Raw genomic sequence first — 26,555 nt, forward strand, 5'->3', positions numbered from 1 at the left:
CTCAGCACCGCGAGACACCGCCAGGCTTCACCCGCCGCGAATAAACAGAACGGAGATAGCCGCAGTTGAAAAACATCATTCACTTCTCGCACGCAAACGGTTTTCCAGCGTCGATATACCGGACGATTTTTGCGGAACTCGCCGACGACTATGAAGTGCGGCACATCGAACGCATCGGACACGATCCGCGCTATCCGGTGACTCAGGACTGGCCGCATCTCGTCGAGCAGTTGCTCGATGACATCGGGCGGACCTACGAGCAGCCGGTGTGGCTCGTCGGACACTCGCTCGGAGGCTATGTGTCGCTGATGGCGGCCTTGAAGAAACCGCAGTGGGTGAGGGGCGTCGTGATGCTCGATTCTCCGGTGGTGGCAGGCTGGCGCAGCAGCATTTTGCGCGTGTCGCAATGGACCGGGCTCGACGAGCGGCTTTCGCCCGCAGCGGCCACGCGCAAGCGCCGCACTCACTGGGCAAGCCGCGAAGAGGCGTGGCGTCATTTCCATTCGAAGCCAGCGTTCGCGCGCTGGGACGAGCGCATGCTGTCCGACTACATCGAGTTCGGCATTCCACAGGTTTCGCACGACGGCTCGCGCAGCCTCGCGTTCGATCGCCGTATCGAATATCAGATCTACCGGACTTTGCCGCATACGCTCGGCGCGCGGCTCGCGCGCGGCGCACCGGTGCCGGTCGGATTCATCGCCGGCACCCGGTCGCGAGAAATCCGTCAGGTCGGCTTGCGCGCCACGCGCCGTGCTACCGGCGGCCATGTGGAATGGATCGAGGGCAGCCACCTCTTTCCGATGGAAAAGCCGATCGAAACCGCGCGTGCCGTGCAGCGGATGTTGCGCGAACTGGAGCAGCGCGGCTGACGCTGCGCGCGCCGGTCACCGGTGGTTTGCGCGGCGCGCATGCGTGCCCGGGCCGCTCGCATTTTGCTGGGTTGAGACCCTGCTTTACGGTATAATCCGTTTTTCCCGCGAGCATCCAGCGATGACCAAATATGTTTTCGTCACCGGCGGCGTAGTATCTTCCCTCGGCAAGGGTATTGCCGCCGCTTCCCTCGCCGCGATCCTCGAATCGCGCGGTCTTAAAGTCACCCTTCTCAAGCTCGATCCCTACATCAACGTCGACCCCGGCACGATGAGTCCGTTCCAACACGGTGAAGTGTTCGTGACGGAAGACGGAGCGGAGACCGACCTCGACCTCGGCCATTACGAGCGCTTCATCAGCACGAAGATGCGCAAGGCCAATAACTTCACCACGGGCCAGATCTACGAATCGGTAATCCGCAAGGAACGCCGCGGCGATTATCTCGGCAAGACGGTGCAGGTTATTCCGCACATCACGAATGAAATCCAGGCGTTCATCGAGCGTGGCGCGGCGTCGGCCACCTGCGGCGAGCCGGACGTGGCTATCGTCGAAGTGGGCGGCACGGTGGGCGACATCGAATCGCTGCCGTTCCTCGAAGCCGCGCGTCAAATGAGCCTGCGCATGGGCCGCAACAGCGCGTGCTTCGTGCACCTCACGCTGGTGCCTTGGGTCGCCACGGCCGGCGAACTGAAAACCAAGCCCACGCAGCACAGCGTGCAGAAGCTGCGCGAAATCGGTATTTCGCCGCACGTGCTGCTATGCCGCGCCGACCGCCGCATTCCGGACGACGAGCGCGCGAAAATTTCCATGTTCTCCAACGTCCCGGAAGACGCCGTGATCTCGGTGTGGGACGCGGACAGCATCTACAAGATTCCGCAGATGCTGCACGATCAGGGTCTCGACGCGATCATCTGCGAAGAGTTGAAGCTCACGCCGAAGCCCGCCGATCTGTCCATGTGGGCGGACCTGGTTGAGAAGCTGCAGAACCCGGAACACGAGGTCACCATCGGCATGGTCGGCAAATATGTCGATCTGACCGAATCGTACAAGTCGCTGATCGAAGCACTGCGCCACGCGTCCATGCATACGGCGACGCGCGTGAACATCGAGTACATCGATTCTGAAGAGATTGAGACGCAGGGCGTCGAAAGTCTCAAGCATCTCGACGCGGTGCTCGTGCCTGGCGGCTTCGGCCGTCGCGGTACTGAAGGCAAGATCGCGGCGATCCGCTATGCACGGGAAGCGAAGGTGCCGTATCTCGGCATCTGCCTCGGCATGCAACTGGCCGTCATCGAGTTTGCGCGCGACGTGGTCGGGCTGAAGAACGCGAACAGCACCGAGTTCGATCAGGAAACCGAAAACCGCGTGGTCGCGCTGATCACCGAGTGGTACGACCGCGAAGGCCGCGTCGAAAAGCGCACTGAAGAATCGGATCTCGGCGGCACCATGCGCCTCGGCTCGCAGCGTTGCCCGATCAAGCCCGGCACCATGGCCGAAGAGATCTACGGCAAGGACGTGAACGAGCGTCACCGTCACCGTTATGAAGTCAATAACCGCTTCGTGCCCCAACTCGAAGCCGGCGGTCTTATCATCAGCGCCCGTACTCCGAGCGAAGATCTGCCGGAAATGATGGAACTGCCGCGCAGCATGCACCCGTGGTTCGTCGGCGTGCAGTTTCACCCGGAATTCACGTCCACACCGCGTGACGGCCATCCGCTTTTCAAGTCGTTCGTCGAGGCTGCGCTCGCGCGTCAGCAGTCGCGCGTCACGAACGAAGTCGGGGAGAAAGCATGAAACTGGGCGATTTCGAAATCGGGCTCGACAAGCCGTTTTTCCTGATCGCGGGCACCTGTGTCGTCGAATCGGAGCAAATGACGATCGACACGGCGGGCCGGCTGAAGGAAATCTGCGCAAAGCTGAACATTCCGTTCATCTACAAATCGTCGTACGACAAAGCCAACCGCAGTAGCGGCAAATCGTTTCGCGGTCTGGGCATGGACGAAGGGCTGCGCATCCTGTCGGAAGTGAAGCGTCAGCTCGGCCTGCCGGTGCTGACCGACGTTCACGCGGAGCACGAGATCGAACAGGTCGCCTCAGTGGTCGATGTTCTGCAAACGCCGGCTTTCCTGTGCCGTCAAACTGACTTTATTCACGCGTGCGCACGGTCGGGCAAACCGGTCAATATCAAAAAGGGCCAGTTTCTCGCGCCGCACGACATGAAAAACGTGATCGACAAGGCTCGCGACGCGGCACGCGAGGCTGGTCTGTCGGAAGACCGCTTCATGGCGTGCGAGCGCGGCGTGTCGTTCGGCTATAACAACCTCGTGTCCGACATGCGTTCGCTTGCCATCATGCGTGAAACGAATGCGCCCGTCGTTTTCGACGCCACGCATTCGGTGCAGTTGCCAGGCGGGCAGGGCACGAGCTCGGGCGGGCAGCGTGAATTCGTGCCGGTGCTCGCGCGTGCCGCGGTCGCGGTCGGCGTCGCGGGTCTTTTCATGGAGACGCACCCGAATCCGGCGCAGGCCAAATCGGACGGTCCGAACGCGGTGCCGCTCAACCGCATGGCCGATCTGCTCGAGACGCTTGTCACGCTCGATCAGGCCGTCAAGCGCGCGCCGTTCCTCGAAAGCGATTTCAACTGATTCAGCCGTTCGCCGCATGCTGGCTCGCGTGTTGAGCCGCCCATTCAAGTGGGAGTGCGCGGCGAACGTGCACAATGGTGGTCGAACGTATCGTCGCGTAGCTTGTCTGTCGGGAGGCCATGCTCCGCACGGACCGGAACGAGCGCTGAAGGCCAGCTCCGCATTCGTGTGCTCTGTAGACGGGGTGAGCGCTAAACCGCTAACTCCGATCGACCTGCGGGATACAGTGTCACAGTAAAGAATTTATCGTCATTTCTTGAGGAAACCATGAGTGCTATCGTAGATATCATCGGTCGAGAGATTCTCGATTCGCGAGGCAACCCCACCGTCGAATGCGACGTGCTGCTCGAGTCGGGCACCATGGGCCGCGCCGCAGTGCCGTCGGGCGCATCCACTGGTTCGCGCGAGGCGATCGAGCTGCGCGACGGCGAAACTGGCCGCTACGGCGGCAAGGGTGTGCTGAAGGCAGTCGAACACATCAACACCGAAATCTCCGAAGCGATCATGGGCCTTGACGCTTCCGAGCAGGCTTTCCTCGACAAGACCCTTCTCGAACTCGACGGCACGGACAACAAATCGCGCCTCGGCGCGAATGCGATGCTGGCCGTGTCCATGGCCGTCGCGAAGGCCGCCGCTGAAGAAGCCGGCCTGCCGCTCTACCGTTACTTCGGCGGCTCGGGCGCGATGCACTTGCCGGTGCCGATGATGAACATCGTCAATGGCGGCGCGCACGCGAACAACAGCCTGGACATCCAGGAATTCATGATCGTGCCGGTCAGCCAGCCGACCTTCCGCGAAGCACTGCGCTGCGGCGCTGAAGTGTTCCACGCGCTGAAGAAGATTCTGTCGGACCGCGGCATGAGCACGGCGGTGGGCGACGAAGGCGGCTTCGCGCCGAACTTCGGCAGCAACGACGAATGCCTGTCGACCATCCTGCAAGCAATTGAAAAAGCTGGCTATCGTGCCGGTGAAGACGTGCTGCTCGCGCTCGACTGCGCGGCGAGCGAGTTCTACCACGACGGCAAGTACCAGTTGGCGGGCGAAGGCCTGCAACTGTCGTCGGCGGAATTCACCGACTACCTCGCTACGCTCGCTGACAAGTTCCCGATCGTCTCGATCGAAGACGGCATGCACGAAAGCGACTGGGAAGGCTGGAAGCTCCTGACCGACAAGCTCGGCAAGAAAATCCAGCTGGTTGGCGACGACCTGTTCGTGACCAACACGCGCATCCTGAAAGAAGGCATCGAGAAAGGCATCGCGAACTCGATCCTCATCAAGATCAACCAGATCGGCACGCTGACGGAAACCTTCGCCGCGATCGAGATGGCCAAGCGGGCTGGCTACACGGCTGTGATCTCGCATCGTTCGGGCGAAACGGAAGATTCGACGATTGCGGACATCGCCGTCGGCCTGAACGCCGGCCAGATCAAGACGGGTTCGCTGTCGCGCTCGGACCGCATCTCGAAATACAACCAGTTGCTGCGCATCGAGGAAGACCTCGGTGATATCGCCAGCTATCCGGGCAAGTCGGCGTTCTACAATCTGCGCTAATTCGTTGTGATTGGACTGTTTCTAGCGCTGACCGATGAGCCGGTTTTTCTTCGTGTCTGATTGACCTCGCCGCCCTGCGTTTAGCGCAGGGCGGCGCGTATTTATTGTGCTTACTTCATGCGGCTCGTCACTGCTGTACTGATCGTTCTGCTGGCGTTGATCCAGTATCCGCTTTGGTGGGGCCATGGCGGCTGGTTGCGCGTGCACGAACTGCAGCAGCAGCTCGCGCAGCAGATGCAAAAGAATACCGACGCGAAACTGCGTAACGAGCGGATTCAGGGCGAGGTGCAGGACTTGCAGAACGGCACCGCTGCCGTCGAAGAACGCGCCCGCTACGAAATGGGCATGGTCAAAGACGGCGAAGTGTTCGTGCAATTCGTTTCGCCGAATGCACCTTTGCCGACGGCCAACGCGCCTTCGGCTTCCACCTCGACTCGCGGCGAAGTGTCGTCGGCACCGCTGCATGTCGTGCCGAATCCGGAGTCACGCGCTAAGCCAGAGCGCAAGCACGGCGGCAAGCCAGCGAAAGACAAGAAGCCCGCGCACTGAGCGCTGACGGCGCTTCGTTGGGAAGGCGAAAAAAAGGCGCGGTGTCGATTGACCCGCGCCTTTTTTACATCAATGAGCATTTAACAGTCGAAACCGGCAGCCGGAATACTTTAATCGCTGGCGCTTCCAGCGCTAATCAGCGCGCACGGTCAATCACCAGCCCCAAGGGCCGTAGCCGATGCCCACGCCGGTGCCCCAGCCATGCCCCCATCCACCGCCGTAGTAGCTACCGTAAACGCTCACCGGCACTGGCGGACTGTAATAGCGCGACCACGCCTGCGCGGCGTTTTCGGCAGCGATTGCCTGGTTTTGCTCCGCCATGACCTGCTGATCGATTGCGTTGTAACGCTCGCGCTCAGCGGGCGTGAGCGGTTGCGCGGTGCTGGCCATGCCCGACTGGTCGGCGGGCAGCCGGCTGTAAATAGGCGACGGTCCCGGCGGGTCCATCATGCAACCGGCTAACGCAGTGACGCCCGCCAGCGCCGTCAAGGTGGCGAGCGTGCGCGCGGGACGTAGCAGCGAGAAAGAAATGCTCATGTTCGGTCTCGATCAGTCGGATACCTAAGTAAAACATGTACAGCGGCACTCACTAAGCAGTGCAGCCCCACAATGTCAAAGATACCGCGCCGCCTGTGTCTGTAAAAGCCCGGGTGGGGCGCACACTCAATGGCAATGAAAAGCGGTGACACGCGTGCTCAGCCCAACTTCGGACGCCGCCGCGAGCGCGGAAAGCGCTCGCCCGGCCAGCCGCTTCAGTGCCGTTGCCCAGCAGCCGGCGTCACACCTTGTGAGAGTGCGTTCACGAGAAAAAGTTGCGCCACGTCGACCGGGTCGAACTCATACCGCTGGTTGCAGAACTCACAATGAATCTCGACGTGGCCGCGCTCTTCGAGCACGCTGTCCACCTCTTCCCGGCCGAGCATTTTCAGCATCGAGCCGACTTTTTCGCGCGAGCAGGTGCACTCGAAACGCGCGGCGGCGGGCTCGAAATGCTGAACGTTTTCCTGCCAGAAGAGCCGCCGGAACACCGTTTCCGGTTCTTCCTTCAGCAGCTCGTCTTGCGAGAGCGTGCCGCCCAACGTGCAGACGCGCTCCCAGGTGTCCGCGTCCAGCTCGCCCGGATGCGGGACGATGCCGCCGTCGCCCGGCAGCTTTTGCAGCAGCATGCCGACCGCACGCTCGGAATTCGCCGCGAGCCACAGGCGCGTGTCGAGCTGCTCGGAGTGATGCATGTAGTGCTCGAGCACTTCGGCCATAGAGTTGAGCGGACCGTCCACGCCCGACAGCGGCACGATGCTCTGATACGGCTGCTGGCCAGGCTTCTTGTCGCGCGGGTCGAGCGTGATCACGCAGCGACCGTGGCCGCTTGCGTTGAGCAGCTCCACCAGCGAAGCGCTGTCGCCGATCGTGCCTTCGTCGCCGGAAAGCTTGGCGGTGGCGCGCATCGACAGATCCGAGCTGCATTGAACCACCAGCATCTTGGCCGGGCCGTCGCCGAAAATCTGCATGATCAGCGTCCCGTCGAACTTCAGATTCGCCGACAGCAGCGCGCACGCAGCCATCATCTCGCCGAGAATGGTCCGCACCGGCGCCGGGTACTCGCGGCGCGTCAGCACTTCCTGCCACGTATTGCGCAGCGAAACGATTTCGCCGCGCACCGGCGCCGCGCTGAACATGAATTTTTGCAACTGGTCGCTCACAACTTTTCCTCAGTCGAATGGCGCGCCACGACGATATGCCGTGCCGGCGCCGTGCGCGCTGCGCGCCCGGCCGGTCAGCCGATGCGTACGAGCTGCGCCTTGAAATACTCGCGGCGCTCGGCATAGCTTGCCGCGCCGCGCTGCATGTTGGCGATATCCGTCTCGGACAATTCGCGCACCACCTTGGCGGGCGCGCCGAGAATCAGCGAATTATCGGGAAATACCTTGCCTTCGGTCACGATGGCGCCCGCTCCGACCAGACAGTTGCGGCCGATTACCGCTCCATTCAAGACCACCGCCTGAATTCCGATCAGCGAGCCTTCCTTGATCGTGCAGCCGTGCAACATTACCTGGTGGCCGATCGTGACGTTCGGCTCGATGGTCAGCGGAAAGCCGGGGTCGGTATGTAAGACCGCGTTTTCCTGAACGTTGCTGCCCGCGCCCAACGTGATCGGCTCGTTGTCGCCGCGTAGCGTTGCGCCGAACCAGACGCTCGAATTTTCCGCGAGCGTCACATTGCCGATGATGGTCGCGGAGTCCGCGACGAATACGCTTTCGTGGATGGTCGGTGCGGCGTCGCCAAGCTTGTAAATGGTCACGTTGTCTCCTCGTGGATCGGTCGCCGGACGCCGGCGGCGAAAAGGGGCCGCGCCCATGCGTGGCTGGTGGCTCTTCGTCGTTGCGGCTGGCGCTCGCGATTGTCGAATCGAGTATTGTAAACGGTTGTGTGGTTGTCACGCTTAGGCCTCGCGAGACCGTTCCGCGCCTGTGCGATCACGTCTTCGTCGCCATTCCCAATTTCTTCACCGATTCACATCTGATGATTTCCGCTGTTCCACCAGTCCCATTGGCGCCGCCCCGTTCGGCGGACGAGCCCGCGTCCGGCTCGATCAGCCGGCCGCAGTGTGCGCGCCGCGCCGCGCTCGCCGCGCTGCGCGAAGCCGATCCGGTCACGAAGGCGGCCGCGGCGCGCGCGTTGTATGCCGCCGTGATCGACGGCAGCGCGCCATGCCCTGCGGAACTCGAACTGGACGAACCGCCCGAACTTCCGGGCCGTCCCGCACGGCCTGAACTTGTCGAGCCGCGCAAGCTCGGGCGGCGCAGCATGCAATCGCCGCAAGGGCGAGCGGTGCTGCTGCACGCGCTCGCGCACATCGAATTCAACGCGATCAACCTGGCGCTCGACGCCGTCTGGCGCTTCGCCGGCATGCCCGCCGCGTTCTACACAGACTGGTTAAAGGTCGCAGCCGAAGAGGCGTATCACTTCTCGCTGCTCACGGCGCGGCTTGCCGAGTACGGCCGTGCCTATGGCGACTTTCCCGCGCACGACGGCCTATGGGACATGTGCGAGCGAACCCGTGGCGACGTGCTCGCGCGCATGGCGCTGGTTCCCCGCACGCTGGAAGCCCGTGGGCTCGACGCCTCGCCGCCTATCCGCGCGCGCTTGCAGCAGGCGGGCGATCACGCGTCGGCGTCGATCCTGGACGTGATACTGCGCGACGAAATTGGTCATGTGCTGATCGGCAACCGGTGGTTTCGTTATCTCTGCGACAAGAGCGGTCTCGATCCGCACGCCACTTACACGCGCCTCGCCGAGCAGTATCACGCGCCGAAATTGCGCGGCCCGTTCAATTTCGAGGCGCGCCGCGACGCGGGTTTCGACGACACCGAACTCGCCGACCTGGCCGCGTTGGCGGGCATCGACGCAGGCGGCGCGCAGACCGATCAGGGAACCGAGGACTGAGGCTTGTCTCGACCCGGGCTCAGGTCCGCCGTACGGTTATCTCGTTATAATCGAACGATCATTCTTTTTTGTGGCCGATCATGAACACTTCCCGCTCCGAGCTCGTCGCCGTGCGAGGCGTCCGTCTGCATGTGCGGCGTTGGGGCAACCCCGACGCGCCGGCGCTATTCATGCTCCACGGCTGGATGGACGTGGCGGCGTCATTTCAGTTCGTCGTCGATGCAATGGGCGGCGACTGGCAGGTCATTGCGCCGGACATGCGCGGCTTCGGCCTGTCGGACTGGCCGGTGGCGCAAAGCGGCGGCGGTCACTACTGGTTCCACGATTACCTCGCCGATCTCGACGCACTGCTCGATCACTATGCGCCGACCGGCCAGGTCAATCTGGTCGGGCATAGCCTCGGCGCGAATATCGTCTGCCTGTACGCAGGCGTGCGGCCGGAGCGGGTGCGTCGCGTGGTCGACCTCGAGGGCTTTGGACTTGCGCCGTCGCATGCGGCGCAGGCGCCGAAACGTCTGCAAAACTGGCTCGACGAGTTGCGCGATCCGCCGCAGCTCAAGCGCTACGCGTCGCTCGACGAAGTAGCCGGCCGCCTCGTCAGGACCAATCCACGTCTGGCCGCCGCGCGTGCGCAGTTTCTTGCAAAGCATTGGTCGAAGCCCGATGGTGAAGGGCGTTTCATGCTGCTTGCCGACCCGGCGCACAAGCTGCGCGGCCCGACGCTGTACCGGCTCGACGAGGTCATGGCCGTCTGGCGAAAGGTGAGCGCAAAAGTGCTGCACGTCGAAGCCGCCCGTTCGCCGACGCTCGCCGCGATTGCCGGCGAAATTCCGCTTGATGAATTTAAGGCGCGTTTCCAGGCGTTTCCGGACTGGCGCGAAAAGATCATCGACGAGGCGGGGCACATGGTGCACCACGACCAGCCGGAGCAGGTGGCGGCGCTGATCGAGGGATTCTGCGCGTAGCGCGCAAGCAAACCGGGGCGCGCGGCAAGTCAGCGGAAAGCGGCGACGAGAGATTGCCCTGCGTCCACTTACTGCGTTGCAGTAAAATGGACTGCAGAACCTTCTCCAGACGATGATGAACGCCGACCTCCACTGTCACTCCACCGTTTCCGACGGCCAGTTTGCGCCGGCCGATGTCGCGCGCCGTGCGCATGCGGGGGGCGTGACCTTGTGGGCGCTGACCGATCACGACGAACTCGCCGGCCAGCGCGAAGCGCGCGAAGCCGCCGGGGAACTCGGCATGAGCTATGTCAGCGGCGTGGAAATTTCGGTGACCTGGGCGGCGCGTACGGTGCACATTGTCGGACTCGGCATCGATCCCACGAGTTCCGTGCTGATCGACGGCCTTGCTCGCACGCGCAACGGGCGGGCCGCCCGGGCGGAAGCCATCGGCGAGCAACTGGCCACGCTCGGCATTCCCGACGCTTACCAGGGCGCGCTCAAATACGTGTCGAACCCGGACATGATCTCGCGCACCCATTTCGCGCGCTTCATGGTCGAGAGCGGCTACGCCAGTTCCACGCAAGACGTGTTCAACCGCTATCTCGGCGACGGCAAGCCCGGCTATGTATCGCACCGCTGGGCGAAGCTCGCGGACGCGGTCGGCTGGATCAAGGCCGCGGGCGGCGAGGCGATCATCGCGCATCCGGGTCGTTACGCGTACTCGCCGGTCGAATTCGACGCGTTTTTCGCCGAATTCATCGACTTGGGCGGCAAGGCGATCGAAGTCGTCACGGGCAGCCACACGCCCGATCAGTACCGCGAATATGCCGACGTGGCCCGCCGCTTCGGCTTCGAGGCGTCGCGTGGCTCCGACTTCCACGCGCCCGGTGAGGGCCGCGTCGAACTCGGCACGTTGCCGCCGCTTCCTTCCGATCTCAAACCCGTCTGGGAACGCTGGCTGTGAACGCGCGCCGTGCCCATGCGGCACGTCGCGTGCGGGAGCCGGCCATCTGCGCGCGCGTCCCGCCGATTCGCCATAATTTGCCGTCGATCCTCAGCCATCGTTAGCCGCCATGTCCCAATACTTTCGGCTTCATCCAGACAATCCGCAGCCGCGCCTCGTCAAACAGGCGGTGCAGATCATCAACGACGGCGGCGTAGTCGCGTTGCCGACCGATTCCAGCTACGCGCTCGCCTGTCATCTCGACGACAAGGACGCGGTCGAACGCCTGCGCCGAATTCGCGGGCTGGATGAAAAGCAGCTGCTGTCGCTCCTCGTGCGCGATCTGTCGGAACTGGCGAACTTCGCGATGGTGGACAACCGCCAGTACCGGCTGATCAAATCCGTGACGCCGGGACCCTACGTTTTCGTGCTGCAGGCGACCAAGGAAGTGCCGCGGCGCCTGTCGCATCCGTCGCGCAAGACGATCGGCCTGCGTGTGCCGGATCATGCGATCACGCTCGCGATTCTCGGAGAGCTTGGTCAGCCGCTGCTCGGCTCCACGTTGATAATGCCGGGGGAATCCGCGCCGCTGAACGATCCCGAGGAAATTCGCGAGCGGCTGGAAAAGCAACTGGATCTCGTGATCGACGGCGGCGCCTGCGTGTGCGAACCGTCCACGGTGATCGATCTGACCGGCGCCGAGCCGGTACTGGTGCGGGCAGGGCGCGGTTCTCTCGCGCCATTCGGTCTCGAAGAGACGGCATGAGCGAAAGCGGACAGATGCACGCAATCGCATTGTTACAATAGCGAGTTATGGATTCTTCCCTGATACAAACCATCGCGGTCTACGCGTTGCCGGTGATTTTCGCGATCACGCTGCACGAGGCCGCGCATGGCTACGTCGCGCGCTGGCTCGGCGACAACACGGCCTATGTGCTCGGTCGCGTTTCAATCAATCCGATGCGGCACATCGATCCGCTCGGCACGATTGCGATTCCGTTGCTGCTTTACTTCGCGACGAGCGGCGCGTTCATGTTCGGCTACGCGAAGCCGGTACCCGTTGCCTTCGGCAACCTGCGCAATCCGCGCTGGGGGAGCCTCTGGGTCGCCGCTGCCGGTCCCGCGTGCAACTTCGTGCAGGCGCTCATCTGGGGCCTCTTCGGCGTAGCGCTCGCGGTGATGGCCGTCGACGAACCGTTTTTCACGCGCATGGCGGGCGCCGGCGTCGGCGTCAATCTCGTGCTCGGCGTGCTCAATCTGTTTCCGCTGCCGCCGCTCGACGGCGGTCGCGTGCTGATGGCGTTATTGCCGCCGCGCCAGGCCATCACGTTGTCGCGACTCGAGCCGTATGGTTTTTTCATCGTCATGGCGCTGGTCATGACGGGCACGCTGACGCGATACTGGCTCGGCCCGCTCGTTACCCTCGGGTATAGCGCGATCACCGCAATCCTGACTCCACTTGTTTCGCTTTTCTAAATAACCATGTTCCCAGACCGTATCTTCTCCGGCATGCGGCCCACCGGGTCGCTGCACCTCGGCCACTATCACGGCGTGCTGAAAAACTGGGTGCGGCTGCAGTCCGAGTACCCGTGCTTCTTCTGTGTGGTCGACTGGCACGCGCTGACGACTCACTACGAAACGCCCGAGGTGATCGAAAAGAACGTGTGGGACGTACTGATCGACTGGCTCGCTTCGGGCATCGATCCGGCGCAGGCCACGCTGTTCATCCAGAGCAAGGTGCCTGAGCATGCAGAGCTTGCGCTGCTGCTCGGCATGAGCACGCCGCTCGGTTGGCTCGAACGCGTGCCGACCTACAAGGAGCAGCAGGAAAAGCTGAAGGACAAAGATTTGTCCACGTACGGCTTCCTCGGCTATCCGGTGTTGATGGCGGCGGACATTCTGCTGTATCGCGGCTCGCTCGTGCCGGTGGGCGAAGACCAGGTGCCGCACGTCGAAATGACGCGCGAAATCGCGCGTCGTTTCAACTACCTGTACGGCCGCGAACCGGGCTTCGAAGAGAAAGCCAACGAAGCTGCGAAGAAGCTCGGCGGCAAGCGCGCGAAGCTCTATCACGAACTGCGCAACGCGTATCAGCAGGACGGCGACGACGAAGCGCTCGAACAGGCGCGCGCGATGTTGCAGGAATCGCAGAGCCTGTCGATGAACGACCGCGAGCGTCTGTTCGGCTACCTGGAAGGTTCGCGCAAGATCATCCTGGTCGAGCCGCAGGCCATGCTGACCGAAGCGTCGCGTATGCCTGGCCTCGACGGTCAGAAAATGTCGAAGTCGTACGGCAACACGATCGGTCTGCGCGAAGATGCCGAGACCATCACGAAGAAAGTGCGCACCATGCCGACCGATCCGGCGCGCGTGCGCCGCACCGATCCGGGCGATCCGGACAAGTGCCCGGTGTGGCAACTGCATCAGGTCTATACCGACGAAGCCACGCACGAGTGGGTTCAGAAAGGTTGCCGCTCCGCGGGCATTGGCTGTCTCGAATGCAAGCAGCCGGTGATCGAAGGCATCCTGCGCGAACAGCAGCCGATGCTCGAACGCGCGCAGAAGTACATGGACGATCCGTCGCTGCTGCGCGCGATCGTCGCCGACGGCTGTGACAAGGCCCGCCGCTTCGCCACGGAAACGATGCGCGACGTGCGCGAGGCCATGGGCCTGTCGTACAACTGAACGACTGCGCCAAAGCGATGAGCACGACCGCTGTCTTGCATGGATTGGGCGAGCCGTCGCGCTGGGTGCGTCAATGGGCGCATCTGGTCGCGGCGCACGGTGCGGTGCTCGACGTCGCTTCTGGCGCGGGACGGCACGCGCGCTTTTTCGCATCGCTCGGCCATCCGGTGACTGCAATCGACCGCGACGCGGCCGCGCTGAATGCGCTGGCCGACGAGCCGCTCGTCACGACGGTCATGGCCGACATCGAAAACGCGCCTTGGCCTTTGGCAGCGGACGCACAGTTCGCCGCAGTGGTCGTCACTAACTATCTGCACCGGCCGCTTTTTCCCCAGTTGATTCGCTCACTCGCGCCCGGCGGCGTACTGGTTTACGAGACGTTCGCGCAAGGAAACGAAGGGGTGGGCAAGCCCTCTAATCCGGCGTTCCTGCTCGCGCCTGGCGAGCTGCTCGACGTGGTGCGCGCCCGGTTGCGAGTGGTGGCCTTTCAGGACGGTTTTGTCGCGCAGCCACGCCCGGCTTACGTCCAGCGCATCTGCGCAATTCTGGAGGCGGATTGCTCAGACGACTCCGCACAGGCGGCGCCCCCGCCTTGTTACGAGTTGCCCGGCTAATCCGCTACAATCGCGGTTTACCTGATCAAATTCATGGCGTTTCATGACTAACGGCAATCAATCCGGCAACCCGCGCGGCAACGACGGCGTTCAGATTCGCGGCAGCATTCCTGCCATCATCACCCCGATGCTCGAAGACGGCAGCCTCGATCTGCCGGCATTTCGCAAACTGATCGACTGGCACGTCGCGGAAGGCACGAATGCGCTGGTCGTCGTCGGCACGAGCGGCGAGTCGGCTACGTTGTCGGTCGAAGAACACGTGCTCATGGTCAAGACTGCGGTGGAGCACACGGCGGGCCGGATTCCGGTGATCGCGGGCTCGGGCGGCAACTCGACTGCTGAGGCCATCGAACTCACGCGCCAGGCGAAGGAAGTGGGGGCCGACGCCACGCTGCAGGTCGTGCCGTACTACAACAAGCCGACGCAGGAAGGCATCTATCGCCATTTCGCAAAAATCGCCGAAACGGTAGACCTTCCGGTGATTTTGTATAACGTGCCCGGCCGCACGGTCGCGGACATGAGCAACGAGACTATTCTGCGTTGCGCGCAGGTGCCGGGCATCATCGGTGTGAAGGAAGCGACGGGCAATATCGATCGGGCCGCGCATCTGATCAAGTCGGCACCGGCTCACTTCGGCATCTACAGCGGCGACGACCCCACGGCAATCGCGTTGATGCTGCTCGGCGGTCACGGCAATATCTCGGTTACCGCGAACGTCGCGCCGCGCGCCATGAGCGAACTGTGCAAGGCCGCGCTGGCTGCGGACGCAAAGACCGCCCGCGAGATTCATCTGAAGCTCCTGTCGCTGCATAAGAACCTGTTCATTGAATCGAATCCGATTCCCGCGAAATGGGCACTGCAGCAATTGGGTCGTGTGCAGGGCGGAATCCGCCTGCCGCTTACGCCGCTCGACGCGCAATACCATGAAGTGGTGCGCGGCGCGCTGCGCGAAGCGGGCCTGCTCGGTTAGGCGGCCCGTCCGCGTACCCTCGGCGCTCACCCAGTCCACTGGCATTCCCTTAACCGACGTCGATCCAGCCCACGTTCCCGGCACACAGAACCAGGCACCGCGTTCCAGCATCACGAAGGACCTCATGAAACGTTCCGCACTTTCCCTCCACGCAACCCGCATGGCGGCGCTGACGCTTGCCCTGGTGACGCTCGCCGGCTGTGACACCCTGAACGACTGGTTTGCCTCCGATCGTGTGAATTACAAAGGCGCGGGCAGTGCGCCGCCGCTCGCCGTGCCCGGCGATCTGACCACCACGCCGACCGACCAGCGCTACGTTGCACCTCCGGCTAATCTGGCGCTGGGCGGCGCCACGCAGCGCGCGGTTACGGCTGCCGGCAATTCCACGGAAGGTCAGCCGACCGCGCAGGACCCGTATGGCATGCACATCGAGCGCGACGGCGACCGCCGCTGGCTGGTGGTCGACGGCCGCTCGCCGGAACAACTCTGGCCGCAGTTGCAGGAGTTCTGGCAGGAGAACGGCTTCGCGCTGAAGACCGACGCGCCGGCCACCGGCATCATGGTGACCGACTGGGCTGAAAATCGCGCCAACATTCCCGACGACTGGTTCCGCCGTACGGTCGGCAAGGTGATCGACTTCGCTTATTCGTCGGGCACCCGCGACAGTTTCCGCACGCTCGTGTCGCGTGGTCCGTCAGACACCACCGACATTTCCGTCACGCATAGCGCAATGGAAGAGGTGTTGACGGGGCAGGACAAGACATCGTCGCGTTGGGAAGAGCGTCCGCGCGATCCGGCGCTGGAAGCGCTGTTTCTGACCAAGCTGATGCAGAAATTCGGCCTGACCGAAGCGCAGTCGAAGCAGCTGCTGACGGAGGCGCACCCGGCCACCGCGCCGGCTACGCTCGACAAGAGCGCGGGCACTTCCACGCTGGATCTGCAGGAATCGTTCGACCGTGCATGGCTGCGCGTCGGCCTCGCGCTCGACCGCACGAATTTCACCGTGGACAACCGGGATCGCGCGAAGGGCATTTACTACGTGCGCTACGCCGATTCGATGCAGGAACTGAAGAAAGAAGGCCTCCTCGGCAAGCTGTTCTACAGCGGCAATTCGTCGAAAAAGCCGGGGCAGGAGTTTCTCGTCAACGTGCGCCCGAAGGGTGACACGGTGACGCAAGTGGCAGTGCTCGACGCGAACGGGCAGATCGACAATTCATCCGACGCGCAGCGCATCGTGACGCTCCTGCACGCGCAACTGAACTAACGGCCTGTGCGATTCGCAAGTCTTGGCAGTGGCAGTGAGGGCAACGCACTGTTGGTGGAAGCGCAAAGCGGCGCGACCACCACGCGTGTGCTGCTCGACTGCGGCTTTTCCGCCAAGGAAGTCGAACGGCGTCTGACGCGGCTCGGCTGTAGCGCCGAAGGTCTCGACGCCATCCTGATCACTCACGAACACAGCGACCACATCGGCAGCGCGCTGACACTGGCGCGCAAGTGGTCCATCCCGCTGTACATGAGTTGGGGCACCGCCCGCGCAGTGGGTGCCGACGAGGCCAATGTCGACCTGCAAGTGCTGTGGGGCGATGAGGCTGTGGCGATCGGCGACCTGAGCGTTCTTCCGTACACGGTTCCTCACGACGCCCGCGAGCCGTTGCAATACGTGTTCTCAAATGGCGCGAGCCGCCTTGGCGTGCTGACTGATGTAGGCACTTCCACGCCGCATATCAGTTCCGTGTTGAGTGGTTGCGACGCGCTGGTGCTCGAATGCAATCACGACGTGCGAATGCTTGCCGGCAGCCGCTATCCGCAATCGCTGAAGGCGCGCATCGGCGGCAATCATGGGCATTTGAACAACGACGCCGCAGCCGAAATTCTGGCTTCGCTCGATCGCTCCAAACTGCGCCATCTGGTGGCCGCACACTTAAGTCAGCAGAATAATCTGCCGGAACTGGCGCGGGCTGCCATGGCAAGCGTGCTGGGCGCGGCGCCGACTGAGGTCGTAGTGGCGTCGCAGGCCGAAGGGTTTGAATGGCTCGATTTGTGAGCGTTGCGGTATTGCCCAACGAAAAAAGCCCATAACGAGCAATCGTTATGGGCTTTTTCTACGGCGCGGCGGCTGGTGGGGCCAAGCAATGCCGCGCCTAGGTTCGACGCGTAGAACTTAGTTGCGGTTGCCGCCGAAGATGCCGAGCAGCGCAAGCAGGTTCACGAACACGTTGTACAGGTCGAGATAGATCGCGAGCGCTGCCGTGATGTAGTTCGTCTCACCGCCGTTCACGACGCGTTGGACGTCGAACAGCATGTACGCCGAGAAAATCACGATGGCCATGACGGAAACCGTGAGCATCAGCGCCGGCAGGTGCAGGAACACGTTCGCGACGGACGCCAGCAGCAGCACGATCACGCCCATGAAGAGCCACTTGCCGAGACCGGAGAAGTCGCGCTTGCTGACGGTCGCAATGGTTGCCATCGACGCGAAAATCACACCGGTGCCACCGAAGGCGAGCATGATCAGCGATGGGCCGTTGGAGAATCCCAGCACGAAGCCAAGAATGCGCGACAGCATCAAGCCCATGAAGAACGTGAAGCCGAGCAGCACGAATACGCCGGCGGCGCTCTCCTTCGTTTTCTCGATCGCGAACATGAAACCGAAGGCGATCGCGAAGAACGCCAGCATGCTCATGGCAGGACTTGTGGCGGCGAACAGCGAGAACCCGGTGGCCAGGCCTACCCACGCGCCGAGCACTGTCGGAATCATGGACAGCGCGAGCAGCCAGTAGGTGTTTCGTAGCACGCGGTTACGCGTTTCCACCGTGCTGACCGCGCCAGTGCGGCCAAAGCTATACGGATGATCGTTCATGGTCTCTCCTTACGTCAGAAGCGTGTTGCGTGGTGGTATCAGCGGTTTATCCAGCGCTCTTGCAGCGGGCCGTGCCGGAAGCTTTTCGCCCCGGTCGCGGACTACTCGTTCCTAAGATCGGTGCGGCGGCAGGGAGTTTCAATGCCGTCAACCAACTTAAAGTGCATTAAAAAGTGCTCACGAGGCCTACGCTACCAGTATTCAGAAACTCCTGCTTTGAGTCTTTCAATGCTGTAAGGGTTCAATCGCAATCATACACGGGAACATGCTACAATAGCGGATTCATTTGAATCTGTAACCTCTTAATTTTTTGGAGTTTTTATGGCGATCGAACGCACCCTGTCGATTATCAAGCCGGACGCAGTGGCCAAGAACGTGATCGGCCAGATCTACAGCCGTTTCGAAAACGCTGGCCTGAAGATCGTGGCTTCGCGCATGGTTCATCTGTCGCGTGCCGACGCTGAGAAGTTCTACGCGGTGCACGCTGCACGTCCGTTCTTCAAGGACCTGGTCGAATTCATGATTTCGGGCCCGGTGGCCGTTCAGGTGCTGGAAGGCGAAAACGCTATCCTGAAGCACCGTGACCTGATGGGTGCAACGGACCCGAAGAAGGCGGAAAAGGGCACGATCCGCGCCGACTTCGCTGACAGCATCGACGCAAACGCAGTGCACGGCTCCGACGCCGCTGAAACGGCTGCAGTTGAAATTGCATTTTTCTTCCCGCAAGTGAACGTCTACTCGCGCTAATGCTGGATTGCCCCGGCGGTTGTGCAGCCGGTTTCGTTTAGTCACACGAATCGCTGGGCAAAGTAGTAAGGTAAAAGCAGCAGGGATGGGCGCGAACGGCTTTGCGTTCATGCAGCTTGTTGCATGAACGCAGTCTCGCACTGAAATGGCAGGATTCGATATGACGAGCAGTTCCACCGTCAACCTTCTCGACCTCGACGCCCAAGGGCTAGTCGCCTATTGCGACAGCCTGGGCGAGAAGCCGTTTCGCGCCAAGCAATTGCAGCGCTGGATCCACCAGTACAACGCTGCAGACTTCGACGGCATGACCGATCTCGCGAAGTCCTTGCGCGAAAAGCTGAAAGGCCGCGCTACGATCTCGATGCCGGGCATCGTCAGCGACCATATTTCCACCGACGGCACACGTAAGTGGCTGATCGACGTCGGCAACAGCAACGCAGTCGAAACCGTTTTCATCCCCGAAGAAACGCGCGGCACGCTATGCGTGTCGTCGCAAGCGGGGTGCGCGGTGAACTGCCGTTTCTGTTCGACCGGCAAGCAGGGTTTCTCCCGCAATCTCACGACTGGCGAGATCATCGGCCAGTTGCGTATGGCCGAGTTCGCGCTGCGGGCGTCGCGCGGGGTGGACGGTGGTCGCGCCTCGGGTGGCGACGGCAAAGGTGAGCGCGTCGTCACGAATGTCGTGATGATGGGCATGGGCGAGCCGCTCCTGAACTACGACGCGGTCGTGCCTGCCATGCGCCTGATGCTCGACGACAACGCGTACGGCTTGTCCCGTCGGCGCGTGACGCTGTCGACCTCGGGCGTCGTGCCCATGATGGACCGGCTTGGCGCCGATCTGCCCGTTGCGCTGGCTGTTTCGCTGCATGCGCCGAGCGATCCGTTGCGCGACATGCTGGTGCCGCTGAACAAAAAATATCCGCTGCGCGAATTGATGGCGGCTTGCCAGCGCTATCTGAAAGTCGCGCCGCGCGATTTCATTACTTTCGAATATTGCATGCTCGACGGCGTGAACGACAGCGAAGCGCAAGCGCGCGAGCTGCTGGCACTCACACGCGACGTGCCATGCAAGTTCAACCTTATTCCGTTCAATCCGTTCCCCGAGTCGGGCCTCGTGCGCTCGAAACAGGAACAGATCAAGCGGTTTGCACAAGTGTTGATGGACGCGGGCGTCGTCACCACGGTGCGTAAAACACGCGGCGATGATATCGACGCTGCCTGCGGTCAGTTGGCCGGTGCGGTGAAAGACCGCACGCGCCTTGCTGAGCGCACCGGGAAGGCAGCGAAGATCATTGAAGTTCGTGCCGTGTAGGTCGCAAGGGCGGCGCCTTCGGGTATTAGGGCGCGAAACGCCCGTCAAAACTCTAAAGCGCCAGGCATGCCGGCGATTGAAAAGAAAGTTTGCAGAATCGATCGGAAGCGGCACATGAGGCCGCGCATTTTGTTATAAACGGTCTGCGATTCGGACATGAAGTTTGGACCGGTCCGGTCGCACGAGTGAAAAAGAATCGACGCGAAAGGATTTGGGATGAGTGAGCCGCAGCACCCGCAGCCGCAGGACACAGACACGAACGAGAGCCACCCGGCATCTGCCTCGCGGGCGGCGCTGCAGCCTGTCGTACAGCCTGTTGCTCAGCCGGGCCTCGACTCGCTTGCGGCGGTTGGCGCGCGCTTGACGCAACTGCGCGAGTCGAAGGGCTGGTCGATCGAAGACGTGTCGGCCCGGCTGAAAGTGGCGCCCGCCAAGTTGCGCGCGCTCGAATCGGGCGACATCAGCCACTTGCCGGACACCACTTTCGCTCTCGGCGTGGTGCGCAGCTACGCCAAGATGCTCGGCGCCGATCCTGCTCCGTTCACGCAGGCGTTGCGCCGCGAGAAGGGTGTGGCGGCGCCGGACCTGTCAATGCCCGCGTCCTCCGGCAAGGACTTGCCGCGCGGCCGGGTGTCGCTGTCGCTTGGCGGCGGCGCACAAAAAAGCCGCTCGTGGTTGTGGGGCGTGGCGGCGGTGATCGTCGCGGTGATTTCGCTCGCCATGTGGCACACCAATGGGGGCGATTCAACAGCATGGCTCGCGCGCCTGAAGGCGAGCGCGAATGGTGGGGCCGGTGGCGCCACGGGCGCGTCGGGCACTGTCGCGCAAGGCCCGGCAGCGGGCTCCGAAGCAATTTCGCAAGAGGCTGCGTCCGAGTCCGAGGCGCAGGCTGGCGGCCAGAGCGGAGCGTCGGCTACGCCGATGCCCGTGCCGCTTGCGGCCGGCACCGCGCCGGCTTCCGCGCCGCCCGTCACGGCGGCGCCTGCTGCTAGCGCCCCGGCGGTTGTCGCCGGTGACTCGACGAAGGCGGCGGCAGCATCGGCACCGGTCGCGGGGTCCGCAATCATTGCGCTGCGCGTGACCAAAGATAGCTGGTTCAGTGTGCGCGGCAAGGACGGCAAAGAAGTGTTCTCCGGCCTCGTGCATGCTGGCGATACAAAGGAAGTGACGGGCGAGGCGCCTTTCAGGGTCACGGTTGGCAACAAGGCCGGTCTTGAGTCGTTGACGCTGGACGGTCAGCCGGTCGATCCGTCGAAATATGCGGCGGCGAAAGGCAATGTGGCGCGCTTTGCGCTGCCTTGATACAGACGGTGTGCGTCGCGGCCAACCGGACCGCGGCGCTTTTTCAATTGAGGCGTCGCATCTTTGTGTGACGCGCGTGGCGTAAATGGGTTTTTCGATGCAATCCGAAGCTCAATCCCAATCCAGTAGCAAGATCGTGTCAAACGAGCCGGTGTTCGGCGGACAGGCTGCGCGGCGCAAGTCGCATGCGGTCGACGTCCGCTGGGGTGGCCAGCTTGTCACCATCGGGGGCGATGCGCCCGTGCGCGTCCAGTCGATGACGAACACGGACACCGCCGACGCGATTGGCACGGCCATCCAGATCAAGGAGCTGGCGCAAGCCGGCTCGGAACTGGTGCGTATCACGGTCAATACGCCGGAGGCGGCCGCGGCCGTGCCGGCGGTGCGCGAGCAGCTCGACCGCATGGGCGTGTCGGTGCCGCTCGTCGGCGATTTCCACTACAACGGCCACCTGCTGCTGCGTGATTACCCCGCGTGCGCGGAGTCGTTGTCGAAATACCGGATCAATCCCGGCAACGTTGGGCACGGCGCGAAACGCGACACCCAATTCGCGCAGATGATCGAAGCGGCGGTGAAGTACGACAAGCCGGTGCGCATCGGCGTCAACTGGGGCAGTCTGGACCAGGATCTGCTCGCGAAAATGATGGACGAAAACGCTGCCCGCGCGACGCCGTGGGAAGCGCAAAGCGTCATGTACGAAGCGCTGATCCAGTCGGCGATCGGCTCGGCCGAGCGCGCGGTTGAACTCGGCCTTTCACGCAACAAGATAATTCTGTCGTGCAAGGTGAGCGGCGTGCAGGACCTGATCGCGGTGTACCGCGAACTCGCGCGCCGTTGCGATTTCGCGCTGCACCTCGGGTTGACGGAAGCGGGCATGGGCTCCAAGGGCATCGTCGCGTCCACGGCGGCGCTGTCGGTGCTGCTGCAGCAAGGCATCGGTGACACGATCCGTATCTCGCTGACTCCGGAGCCGGGCGCGTCGCGTACCGGCGAGGTCATCGTCGGCCAGGAAATTCTGCAGACCATGGGCCTGCGCTCGTTCACACCTATGGTGATCGCGTGCCCCGGCTGTGGCCGCACGACGAGCACGCTGTTCCAGGAACTCGCGTCGCAAATCCAGACGTATCTGCGCACGCAGATGCCGGTGTGGCGCGATCAGTATCCTGGCGTCGAGAAAATGCACGTCGCGGTGATGGGCTGCATCGTCAACGGTCCGGGCGAGTCGAAGCAGGCGAACATCGGTATCAGCCTGCCTGGTTCGGGCGAGAATCCGGCGGCCCCGGTGTTCATCGACGGCGAGAAGGTAAAGACGCTGCGCGGCGAAAACATTGCGCAAGAATTCCAGCAAATCGTGAGTGACTACGTCGAGCGCCGGTACGGCCGCGCCGAGGCGCTCAACTAAACATCGGCTATCGGATACAGATGACTGAACAGAAGAAAAAGCTCGAAAAGCTGTCGGGCGTGAAGGGCATGAACGACATCCTTCCGCAGGACGCCGGGCTGTGGGAATTTTTCGAAACCACCGTCAAGTCGATGTTGCGTTCGTACGGATACCAGAATATTCGTACGCCGATCGTCGAACATACGCAGCTGTTCACGCGCGGTATCGGCGAAGTGACCGACATCGTCGAGAAAGAGATGTACAGCTTCACCGACGCGTTGAACGGTGAAAATCTGACTATGCGCCCGGAAAATACGGCGGCGGTGGTGCGCGCGGCGATCGAGCACAACATGTTGTACGACGGCCCGAAGCGCCTGTGGTACATCGGCCCGATGTTCCGTCACGAGCGTCCGCAACGCGGCCGCTATCGCCAGTTCCATCAGGTCGGCGTGGAAGCGTTGGGCTTTGCCGGTCCGGACGCGGACGCTGAAATCATCATGATGTGCCAGCGCTTGTGGGACGACCTGGGCTTGACTGGCATCAAGCTCGAAATCAATTCGCTCGGTCTCGCGGAAGAGCGCGCGGCGCATCGCGTCGAACTGATCGCTTACCTCGAAAAGCACATGGACGTGCTCGACGAAGACGCGAAACGCCGTCTCTACACGAACCCGCTGCGCGTGCTCGACACGAAGAATCCGGCGCTGCAGGAAGTCGCGCAGAACGCGCCGAAGCTGATCGATTTCCTCGGCGAGGAATCGCGCGCGCACTTCGAAGGTTTGCAGCGCATTCTCAAAGCGAACAACATTCCGTTCAAGATCAATCCGCGTCTCGTGCGCGGTCTCGATTACTACAATCTGACCGTGTTCGAATGGGTGACGGACAAGTTGGGCGCGCAGGGCACCGTCGCGGCGGGCGGCCGTTACGATCCGCTGATCGAGCAGCTAGGCGGCAAGCCCACGGCGGCGTGCGGCTGGGCGATGGGCATCGAGCGAATTCTCGAGTTGCTGAAGGAAGATAAGCTCGTGCCTGAAGACGAAGGTTGCGACGTCTACGTAGTCCATCAAGGCGACGCCGCGCGCGAACAGGCTTTCATCATCGCCGAGCGGCTGCGCGACACCGGCCTTGATGTGATCCTGCATTGCAGCGCTGACGGCCAGTCGGCGAGCTTCAAATCGCAGATGAAACGCGCCGACGCAAGCGGCGCCGCGTTCGCGGTGGTGCTCGGCGAAGATGAGATCGCGAACGGTACGGTCGGGGTCAAACCGCTGCGAGATACGCAGGCGAGCGGCGGTAAAAACGAGCAACATAACGTGCCCGCCGAAGACTTGACCGAATTTCTAATCAATGCGATGGTTGCAACCGCCGAAGACGGCGACGACTGATCGCGATGTCGTCGAGCCGGTTGGTGATCAATCAGGCTCGACACGCACACGTAGCAAGAAAGAGGAAATCGCCGGGCAATGAGTTACCACGACGAACAAGAATCGATTGAAGGTCTGAAGACTTGGTGGGCGCAATGGGGTAATGCCACCACATGGATCGTGCTGGTGGCGCTGGTCGTCTCGGCAGGCTGGAACGGCTGGAATTTCTGGCAGCGGCGTCAGGCAGCGGAAGCCGCTGTGTTGTATGACCAGGTGCAGCAGGCTGTAGCGTCGGGCGACAAGGCGAAGATCACGCGCGTCGCGGCAGACATGGAAGACAAGTTCAGCCGCACGGCCTACGCGCAAATGACCGCGCTTGGCGCCGCCAAGGCGCTCTATGCCGCAGGCGACGAAGCCGCGGCAAAAGCCCAGCTGCAATGGACCATCGATCACGCGAAGGACGACGAGTTCAAGCAGATCGCCAAGTTGCGGCTTGCTTCGCTGCTGCTCGACGAAAAGGCTTACGACCAGGGTCTCGCACTGCTCGCCGAGCCGCAGTCCGATGCGTTCAAAGGCATCGTCGCAAACGGCCGCGGCGATCTGCTCGCCGCTCAGGGCAAGCGTGACGACGCGCGCGCGGCCTATAAGCTCGCGCTCGAATCGCTGTCGAAGAATGACAGCTCCGCACGTCAGTTGATCCAGTTCAAGCTCGACGCGCTGGGCGGCTAAGCGCCGGGTGCGGTGCACCGCGTGCAACGAGTTTCTTTAACCTATTTCCTGAATGCTTCGTCCACCGATGAATCTGCTGAAACGTTACGCTGTGCCCGTTGTCTGTGCGATGACCGTCCTCGCTCTCGCGGCATGCTCATCCACGAAAGACGAGCGCCGCGTGCCGACGCCGCTCACCGAGTTCAAACCCGTGCTCGACGTGCAGCAAGCCTGGAAGACGAGCGTCGGTAAGGCAGGTCGTTATCTGTTCTCGCCGGTTGCGGTCGGCGACGCCGTCTATGCGGCCGGCCAAAACGGTTCGGTCGCGAAGATCGACGCACAAACCGGCAAAGACATCTGGCGTGTCAAGCTGCACGACGACATTTCCGCAGGTGTCGGCAGCGACGGCACGTTGGCGGCGGTCGGCGGCCTGAAGGGCGACGTCTATGTGCTCGGCGCGGACGGCAAGCAATTGTGGACGGCCAAGGCACCGGGCGAAATCATTTCGCCGCCGCTCGTCGGCAACGGTCTGGTGGTCGTGCGTACCGTGGACGGACAGATCGTCGCATTCAATGCGCAAACCGGCGAGCAGAAGTGGAACTACCGCAACCGCGCGGTGCCGCTGAACCTGCGCGTGTCGTCGGGTATGACTTTCGCCGGCGACGCGGCTGTGCTGGCCGGGTTCCCCGGCGGTGCGTTTGCCGCGATCAATCTGCAGACGGGTGAGAACTACTGGCAAACGCCGGTTTCTTATCCGAAGGGCGTGACCGAAGTGGAGCGCATCAACGACGTGACCGGACCGCCCACGCTGGTCGGCTCGGAAACCTGTGCGGTGACGTTCCAAGGGCAGATCGGCTGTTTCGATGCGAACTCTGGCCGTGCGCTGTGGGAAAAGGCGTTCTCGAGCGCGAGCGGTCTCGCGCAGGACGACCGCGCGGTTGTCGCAGCGGACGACTGGTCAGTCGTATCCGCGTTCGACGTCACGAATGGCACGCAGCTGTGGAAGAACGACAAGCTTAAGAATCGCGAACTGGGCGTGCCGTTCATCCTCGGTCATGCGGCCGTGCTCGGCGACTACCAGGGTTACGTGCACTTCCTGTCGCGCGACGACGGAACGCTAGTCGCGCGCATGAAGACCGACGGAAGCGCGATTTCGGCGGCACCGGTGCTGGCCGGCGAGACGCTCGTAGTGCAAACGCGCGACGGCGACCTGTACGGTTATCGTCCGCGTTGATTTTGCGGGAACGCCGCCCAAGCGGGCGGGCCGGCTTTGCCGGCCGAACGCTGTTGGCGGTGGATGCAGGTGCCATGTTCTTTGCGTTCGGCGGCGCACGTGTTGTCCCGCAAGGCGGCGTCGCAAGTAAGTAGGGAAATGGAATTCCGCCGCACTGGCTGGGTCGGCGGGCCGACAAAGAACGGCTGAATGAGTGGCTAATGAAAGTGGCCAATGAAAGTGGCCAATGAAAGTGGCCAATGAAAGCGGCCAATGAAAGCGGCCAACGGCAACGGCCGGCGAACGCAGCCAACGAAAACGGCCAATGAAGCGGCTACAAGCAGTGGCTGAAAAACAGCGGCCAACCAACGCGGCCGAGAAAAACAGCTGCGAAAGCCACTCAGCGAAGGCGGCAAACAAAGCGGCGACCAACGGCAGCGTACAGCGGTGACG

Annotated in this window: 26 protein-coding genes; 22 read left to right on the forward strand and 4 right to left on the reverse strand. The window is 62.6% G+C overall.

The window, feature by feature from the left end; genetic code table 11:
- Positions 1-65 precede the first annotated feature (65 nt).
- From SB753_RS07855 to ftsB, 5 genes are all read left to right on the forward strand, one after another.
- Positions 66-869 (forward strand): alpha/beta fold hydrolase, encoded by an 804-nt coding sequence (locus SB753_RS07855; RefSeq protein WP_087754024.1) that lies wholly within the window; start codon positions 66-68, stop codon positions 867-869.
- A gap of 121 nt (positions 870-990) precedes the next feature.
- Positions 991-2,664, forward strand: a complete 1,674-nt coding sequence (locus tag SB753_RS07860; RefSeq protein WP_020065519.1) for a CTP synthase — start codon at positions 991-993, stop codon at positions 2,662-2,664.
- Entirely contained in the window at positions 2,661-3,515 is an 855-nt protein-coding gene (gene kdsA, locus SB753_RS07865; protein WP_020065520.1) for a 3-deoxy-8-phosphooctulonate synthase, read from the forward strand. Before SB753_RS07860 ends, kdsA begins: the two co-directional genes overlap by 4 nt.
- A 267-nt stretch (positions 3,516-3,782) precedes the next feature.
- Positions 3,783-5,066 (forward strand): phosphopyruvate hydratase, encoded by a 1,284-nt coding sequence (gene eno / locus SB753_RS07870; RefSeq protein ID WP_410799872.1) that lies wholly within the window; start codon positions 3,783-3,785, stop codon positions 5,064-5,066.
- A 117-nt stretch (positions 5,067-5,183) separates the two neighbouring features.
- Positions 5,184-5,615: a cell division protein FtsB gene (ftsB, locus tag SB753_RS07875; protein WP_027775415.1), complete on the forward strand. Its 432-nt coding sequence runs from the start codon at positions 5,184-5,186 to the stop codon at positions 5,613-5,615.
- Positions 5,616-5,768: 153 nt separating this feature from the next.
- Here ftsB and SB753_RS07880 read toward each other — a convergent pair whose 3' ends face one another.
- From SB753_RS07880 to SB753_RS07890, 3 genes are all read right to left on the reverse strand, one after another.
- The gene (locus SB753_RS07880; RefSeq protein ID WP_020065523.1) at positions 5,769-6,152 is read right to left on the reverse strand and encodes a hypothetical protein; all 384 of its coding nucleotides are present in this window, start codon (positions 6,150-6,152) and stop codon (positions 5,769-5,771) included.
- Positions 6,153-6,367: 215 nt separating this feature from the next.
- Entirely contained in the window at positions 6,368-7,315 is a 948-nt protein-coding gene (gene hslO / locus SB753_RS07885) for an Hsp33 family molecular chaperone HslO (RefSeq protein WP_027775413.1), read from the reverse strand.
- A gap of 74 nt (positions 7,316-7,389) precedes the next feature.
- Complete coding sequence (locus tag SB753_RS07890) at positions 7,390-7,914, reverse strand: gamma carbonic anhydrase family protein (RefSeq protein WP_020065525.1); 525 nt, start codon at positions 7,912-7,914, stop codon at positions 7,390-7,392.
- A 221-nt stretch (positions 7,915-8,135) separates the two neighbouring features.
- Between SB753_RS07890 and SB753_RS07895 the strand changes: the two genes are divergently transcribed.
- The 10 genes from SB753_RS07895 to SB753_RS07940 all read left to right on the forward strand — a co-directional run bounded on the left by SB753_RS07895 (position 8,136) and on the right by SB753_RS07940 (position 17,262).
- Positions 8,136-9,059, forward strand: coding sequence for a ferritin-like domain-containing protein (locus SB753_RS07895; RefSeq protein ID WP_410799874.1), 924 nt, complete (start codon positions 8,136-8,138; stop codon positions 9,057-9,059).
- An 80-nt stretch (positions 9,060-9,139) separates the two neighbouring features.
- Positions 9,140-10,024 (forward strand): alpha/beta fold hydrolase, encoded by an 885-nt coding sequence (locus tag SB753_RS07900; protein WP_410799876.1) that lies wholly within the window; start codon positions 9,140-9,142, stop codon positions 10,022-10,024.
- Between the two features lie 115 nt (positions 10,025-10,139).
- A complete protein-coding gene (locus SB753_RS07905; RefSeq protein ID WP_027775410.1) occupies positions 10,140-10,970 on the forward strand; it encodes a 3',5'-nucleoside bisphosphate phosphatase in 831 nt (276 codons plus the stop codon).
- A gap of 109 nt (positions 10,971-11,079) precedes the next feature.
- The gene (locus SB753_RS07910; RefSeq protein ID WP_020065529.1) at positions 11,080-11,715 is read left to right on the forward strand and encodes an L-threonylcarbamoyladenylate synthase; all 636 of its coding nucleotides are present in this window, start codon (positions 11,080-11,082) and stop codon (positions 11,713-11,715) included.
- Positions 11,716-11,762: 47 nt separating this feature from the next.
- Positions 11,763-12,425: a site-2 protease family protein gene (locus SB753_RS07915; RefSeq protein ID WP_020065530.1), complete on the forward strand. Its 663-nt coding sequence runs from the start codon at positions 11,763-11,765 to the stop codon at positions 12,423-12,425.
- A gap of 6 nt (positions 12,426-12,431) precedes the next feature.
- A complete protein-coding gene (locus SB753_RS07920; RefSeq protein ID WP_027775408.1) occupies positions 12,432-13,634 on the forward strand; it encodes a tryptophan--tRNA ligase in 1,203 nt (400 codons plus the stop codon).
- A 17-nt stretch (positions 13,635-13,651) separates the two neighbouring features.
- Positions 13,652-14,248: a class I SAM-dependent methyltransferase gene (locus tag SB753_RS07925; RefSeq protein ID WP_410799879.1), complete on the forward strand. Its 597-nt coding sequence runs from the start codon at positions 13,652-13,654 to the stop codon at positions 14,246-14,248.
- Between the two features lie 43 nt (positions 14,249-14,291).
- The gene (gene dapA / locus SB753_RS07930) at positions 14,292-15,218 is read left to right on the forward strand and encodes a 4-hydroxy-tetrahydrodipicolinate synthase (RefSeq protein WP_020065533.1); all 927 of its coding nucleotides are present in this window, start codon (positions 14,292-14,294) and stop codon (positions 15,216-15,218) included.
- Positions 15,219-15,342: 124 nt separating this feature from the next.
- Complete coding sequence (gene bamC, locus SB753_RS07935) at positions 15,343-16,482, forward strand: outer membrane protein assembly factor BamC (RefSeq protein WP_027804234.1); 1,140 nt, start codon at positions 15,343-15,345, stop codon at positions 16,480-16,482.
- Between the two features lie 6 nt (positions 16,483-16,488).
- The gene (locus SB753_RS07940) at positions 16,489-17,262 is read left to right on the forward strand and encodes an MBL fold metallo-hydrolase (RefSeq protein ID WP_087752283.1); all 774 of its coding nucleotides are present in this window, start codon (positions 16,489-16,491) and stop codon (positions 17,260-17,262) included.
- Positions 17,263-17,379: 117 nt separating this feature from the next.
- Here SB753_RS07940 and SB753_RS07945 read toward each other — a convergent pair whose 3' ends face one another.
- Positions 17,380-18,078, reverse strand: a complete 699-nt coding sequence (locus tag SB753_RS07945) for a Bax inhibitor-1/YccA family protein (protein ID WP_020065536.1) — start codon at positions 18,076-18,078, stop codon at positions 17,380-17,382.
- Between the two features lie 321 nt (positions 18,079-18,399).
- Here SB753_RS07945 and ndk point away from each other — a divergent pair, with 321 nt between their 5' ends.
- From ndk to bamB, 7 genes are all read left to right on the forward strand, one after another.
- Positions 18,400-18,825 (forward strand): nucleoside-diphosphate kinase, encoded by a 426-nt coding sequence (ndk, locus tag SB753_RS07950; RefSeq protein ID WP_020065537.1) that lies wholly within the window; start codon positions 18,400-18,402, stop codon positions 18,823-18,825.
- Positions 18,826-18,985: 160 nt separating this feature from the next.
- A complete protein-coding gene (gene rlmN, locus SB753_RS07955; RefSeq protein WP_088174746.1) occupies positions 18,986-20,137 on the forward strand; it encodes a 23S rRNA (adenine(2503)-C(2))-methyltransferase RlmN in 1,152 nt (383 codons plus the stop codon).
- A 216-nt stretch (positions 20,138-20,353) separates the two neighbouring features.
- Complete coding sequence (locus SB753_RS07960) at positions 20,354-21,439, forward strand: helix-turn-helix domain-containing protein (protein ID WP_410799882.1); 1,086 nt, start codon at positions 20,354-20,356, stop codon at positions 21,437-21,439.
- 85 nt (positions 21,440-21,524) lie between these two features.
- Positions 21,525-22,841, forward strand: a complete 1,317-nt coding sequence (gene ispG / locus SB753_RS07965; RefSeq protein WP_027775402.1) for a flavodoxin-dependent (E)-4-hydroxy-3-methylbut-2-enyl-diphosphate synthase — start codon at positions 21,525-21,527, stop codon at positions 22,839-22,841.
- 20 nt (positions 22,842-22,861) lie between these two features.
- A complete protein-coding gene (hisS, locus tag SB753_RS07970) occupies positions 22,862-24,202 on the forward strand; it encodes a histidine--tRNA ligase (RefSeq protein ID WP_088174744.1) in 1,341 nt (446 codons plus the stop codon).
- Between the two features lie 78 nt (positions 24,203-24,280).
- The gene (locus SB753_RS07975; RefSeq protein ID WP_020065542.1) at positions 24,281-24,910 is read left to right on the forward strand and encodes a YfgM family protein; all 630 of its coding nucleotides are present in this window, start codon (positions 24,281-24,283) and stop codon (positions 24,908-24,910) included.
- Between the two features lie 67 nt (positions 24,911-24,977).
- Positions 24,978-26,123, forward strand: a complete 1,146-nt coding sequence (bamB, locus tag SB753_RS07980; protein ID WP_027775399.1) for an outer membrane protein assembly factor BamB — start codon at positions 24,978-24,980, stop codon at positions 26,121-26,123.
- Positions 26,124-26,555 lie beyond the last annotated feature (432 nt).

Origin of the sequence: Paraburkholderia sp. SIMBA_053, from assembly GCF_046534895.1 — a bacterium.
Classification (GTDB): Bacteria; Pseudomonadota; Gammaproteobacteria; order Burkholderiales; family Burkholderiaceae; genus Paraburkholderia; species Paraburkholderia caledonica.

Bases quoted from the DNA above. Each gene is read 5' to 3' on its own strand.
- kdsA (WP_020065520.1), top strand. From the start codon at position 2,661: ATGAAACTGGGCGATTTCGAAATCGGGCTCGACAAGCCGTTTTTCCTG.
- bamB (WP_027775399.1), top strand. From the start codon at position 24,978: ATGAATCTGCTGAAACGTTACGCTGTGCCCGTTGTCTGTGCGATGACC.
- SB753_RS07900 (WP_410799876.1), top strand. From the start codon at position 9,140: ATGAACACTTCCCGCTCCGAGCTCGTCGCCGTGCGAGGCGTCCGTCTG.
- dapA (WP_020065533.1), top strand. From the start codon at position 14,292: ATGACTAACGGCAATCAATCCGGCAACCCGCGCGGCAACGACGGCGTT.
- SB753_RS07925 (WP_410799879.1), top strand. From the start codon at position 13,652: ATGAGCACGACCGCTGTCTTGCATGGATTGGGCGAGCCGTCGCGCTGG.
- SB753_RS07960 (WP_410799882.1), top strand. From the start codon at position 20,354: ATGAGTGAGCCGCAGCACCCGCAGCCGCAGGACACAGACACGAACGAG.
- ftsB (WP_027775415.1), top strand. From the start codon at position 5,184: ATGCGGCTCGTCACTGCTGTACTGATCGTTCTGCTGGCGTTGATCCAG.
- SB753_RS07975 (WP_020065542.1), top strand. From the start codon at position 24,281: ATGAGTTACCACGACGAACAAGAATCGATTGAAGGTCTGAAGACTTGG.
- SB753_RS07920 (WP_027775408.1), top strand. From the start codon at position 12,432: ATGTTCCCAGACCGTATCTTCTCCGGCATGCGGCCCACCGGGTCGCTG.
- ispG (WP_027775402.1), top strand. From the start codon at position 21,525: ATGGGTTTTTCGATGCAATCCGAAGCTCAATCCCAATCCAGTAGCAAG.
- hisS (WP_088174744.1), top strand. From the start codon at position 22,862: ATGACTGAACAGAAGAAAAAGCTCGAAAAGCTGTCGGGCGTGAAGGGC.
- rlmN (WP_088174746.1), top strand. From the start codon at position 18,986: ATGACGAGCAGTTCCACCGTCAACCTTCTCGACCTCGACGCCCAAGGG.
- SB753_RS07915 (WP_020065530.1), top strand. From the start codon at position 11,763: ATGGATTCTTCCCTGATACAAACCATCGCGGTCTACGCGTTGCCGGTG.
- SB753_RS07895 (WP_410799874.1), top strand. From the start codon at position 8,136: ATGATTTCCGCTGTTCCACCAGTCCCATTGGCGCCGCCCCGTTCGGCG.
- SB753_RS07910 (WP_020065529.1), top strand. From the start codon at position 11,080: ATGTCCCAATACTTTCGGCTTCATCCAGACAATCCGCAGCCGCGCCTC.
- bamC (WP_027804234.1), top strand. From the start codon at position 15,343: ATGAAACGTTCCGCACTTTCCCTCCACGCAACCCGCATGGCGGCGCTG.
- SB753_RS07905 (WP_027775410.1), top strand. From the start codon at position 10,140: ATGAACGCCGACCTCCACTGTCACTCCACCGTTTCCGACGGCCAGTTT.
- eno (WP_410799872.1), top strand. From the start codon at position 3,783: ATGAGTGCTATCGTAGATATCATCGGTCGAGAGATTCTCGATTCGCGA.
- SB753_RS07880 (WP_020065523.1), bottom strand. From the start codon at position 6,152: ATGAGCATTTCTTTCTCGCTGCTACGTCCCGCGCGCACGCTCGCCACC.
- SB753_RS07860 (WP_020065519.1), top strand. From the start codon at position 991: ATGACCAAATATGTTTTCGTCACCGGCGGCGTAGTATCTTCCCTCGGC.
- SB753_RS07945 (WP_020065536.1), bottom strand. From the start codon at position 18,078: ATGAACGATCATCCGTATAGCTTTGGCCGCACTGGCGCGGTCAGCACG.
- ndk (WP_020065537.1), top strand. From the start codon at position 18,400: ATGGCGATCGAACGCACCCTGTCGATTATCAAGCCGGACGCAGTGGCC.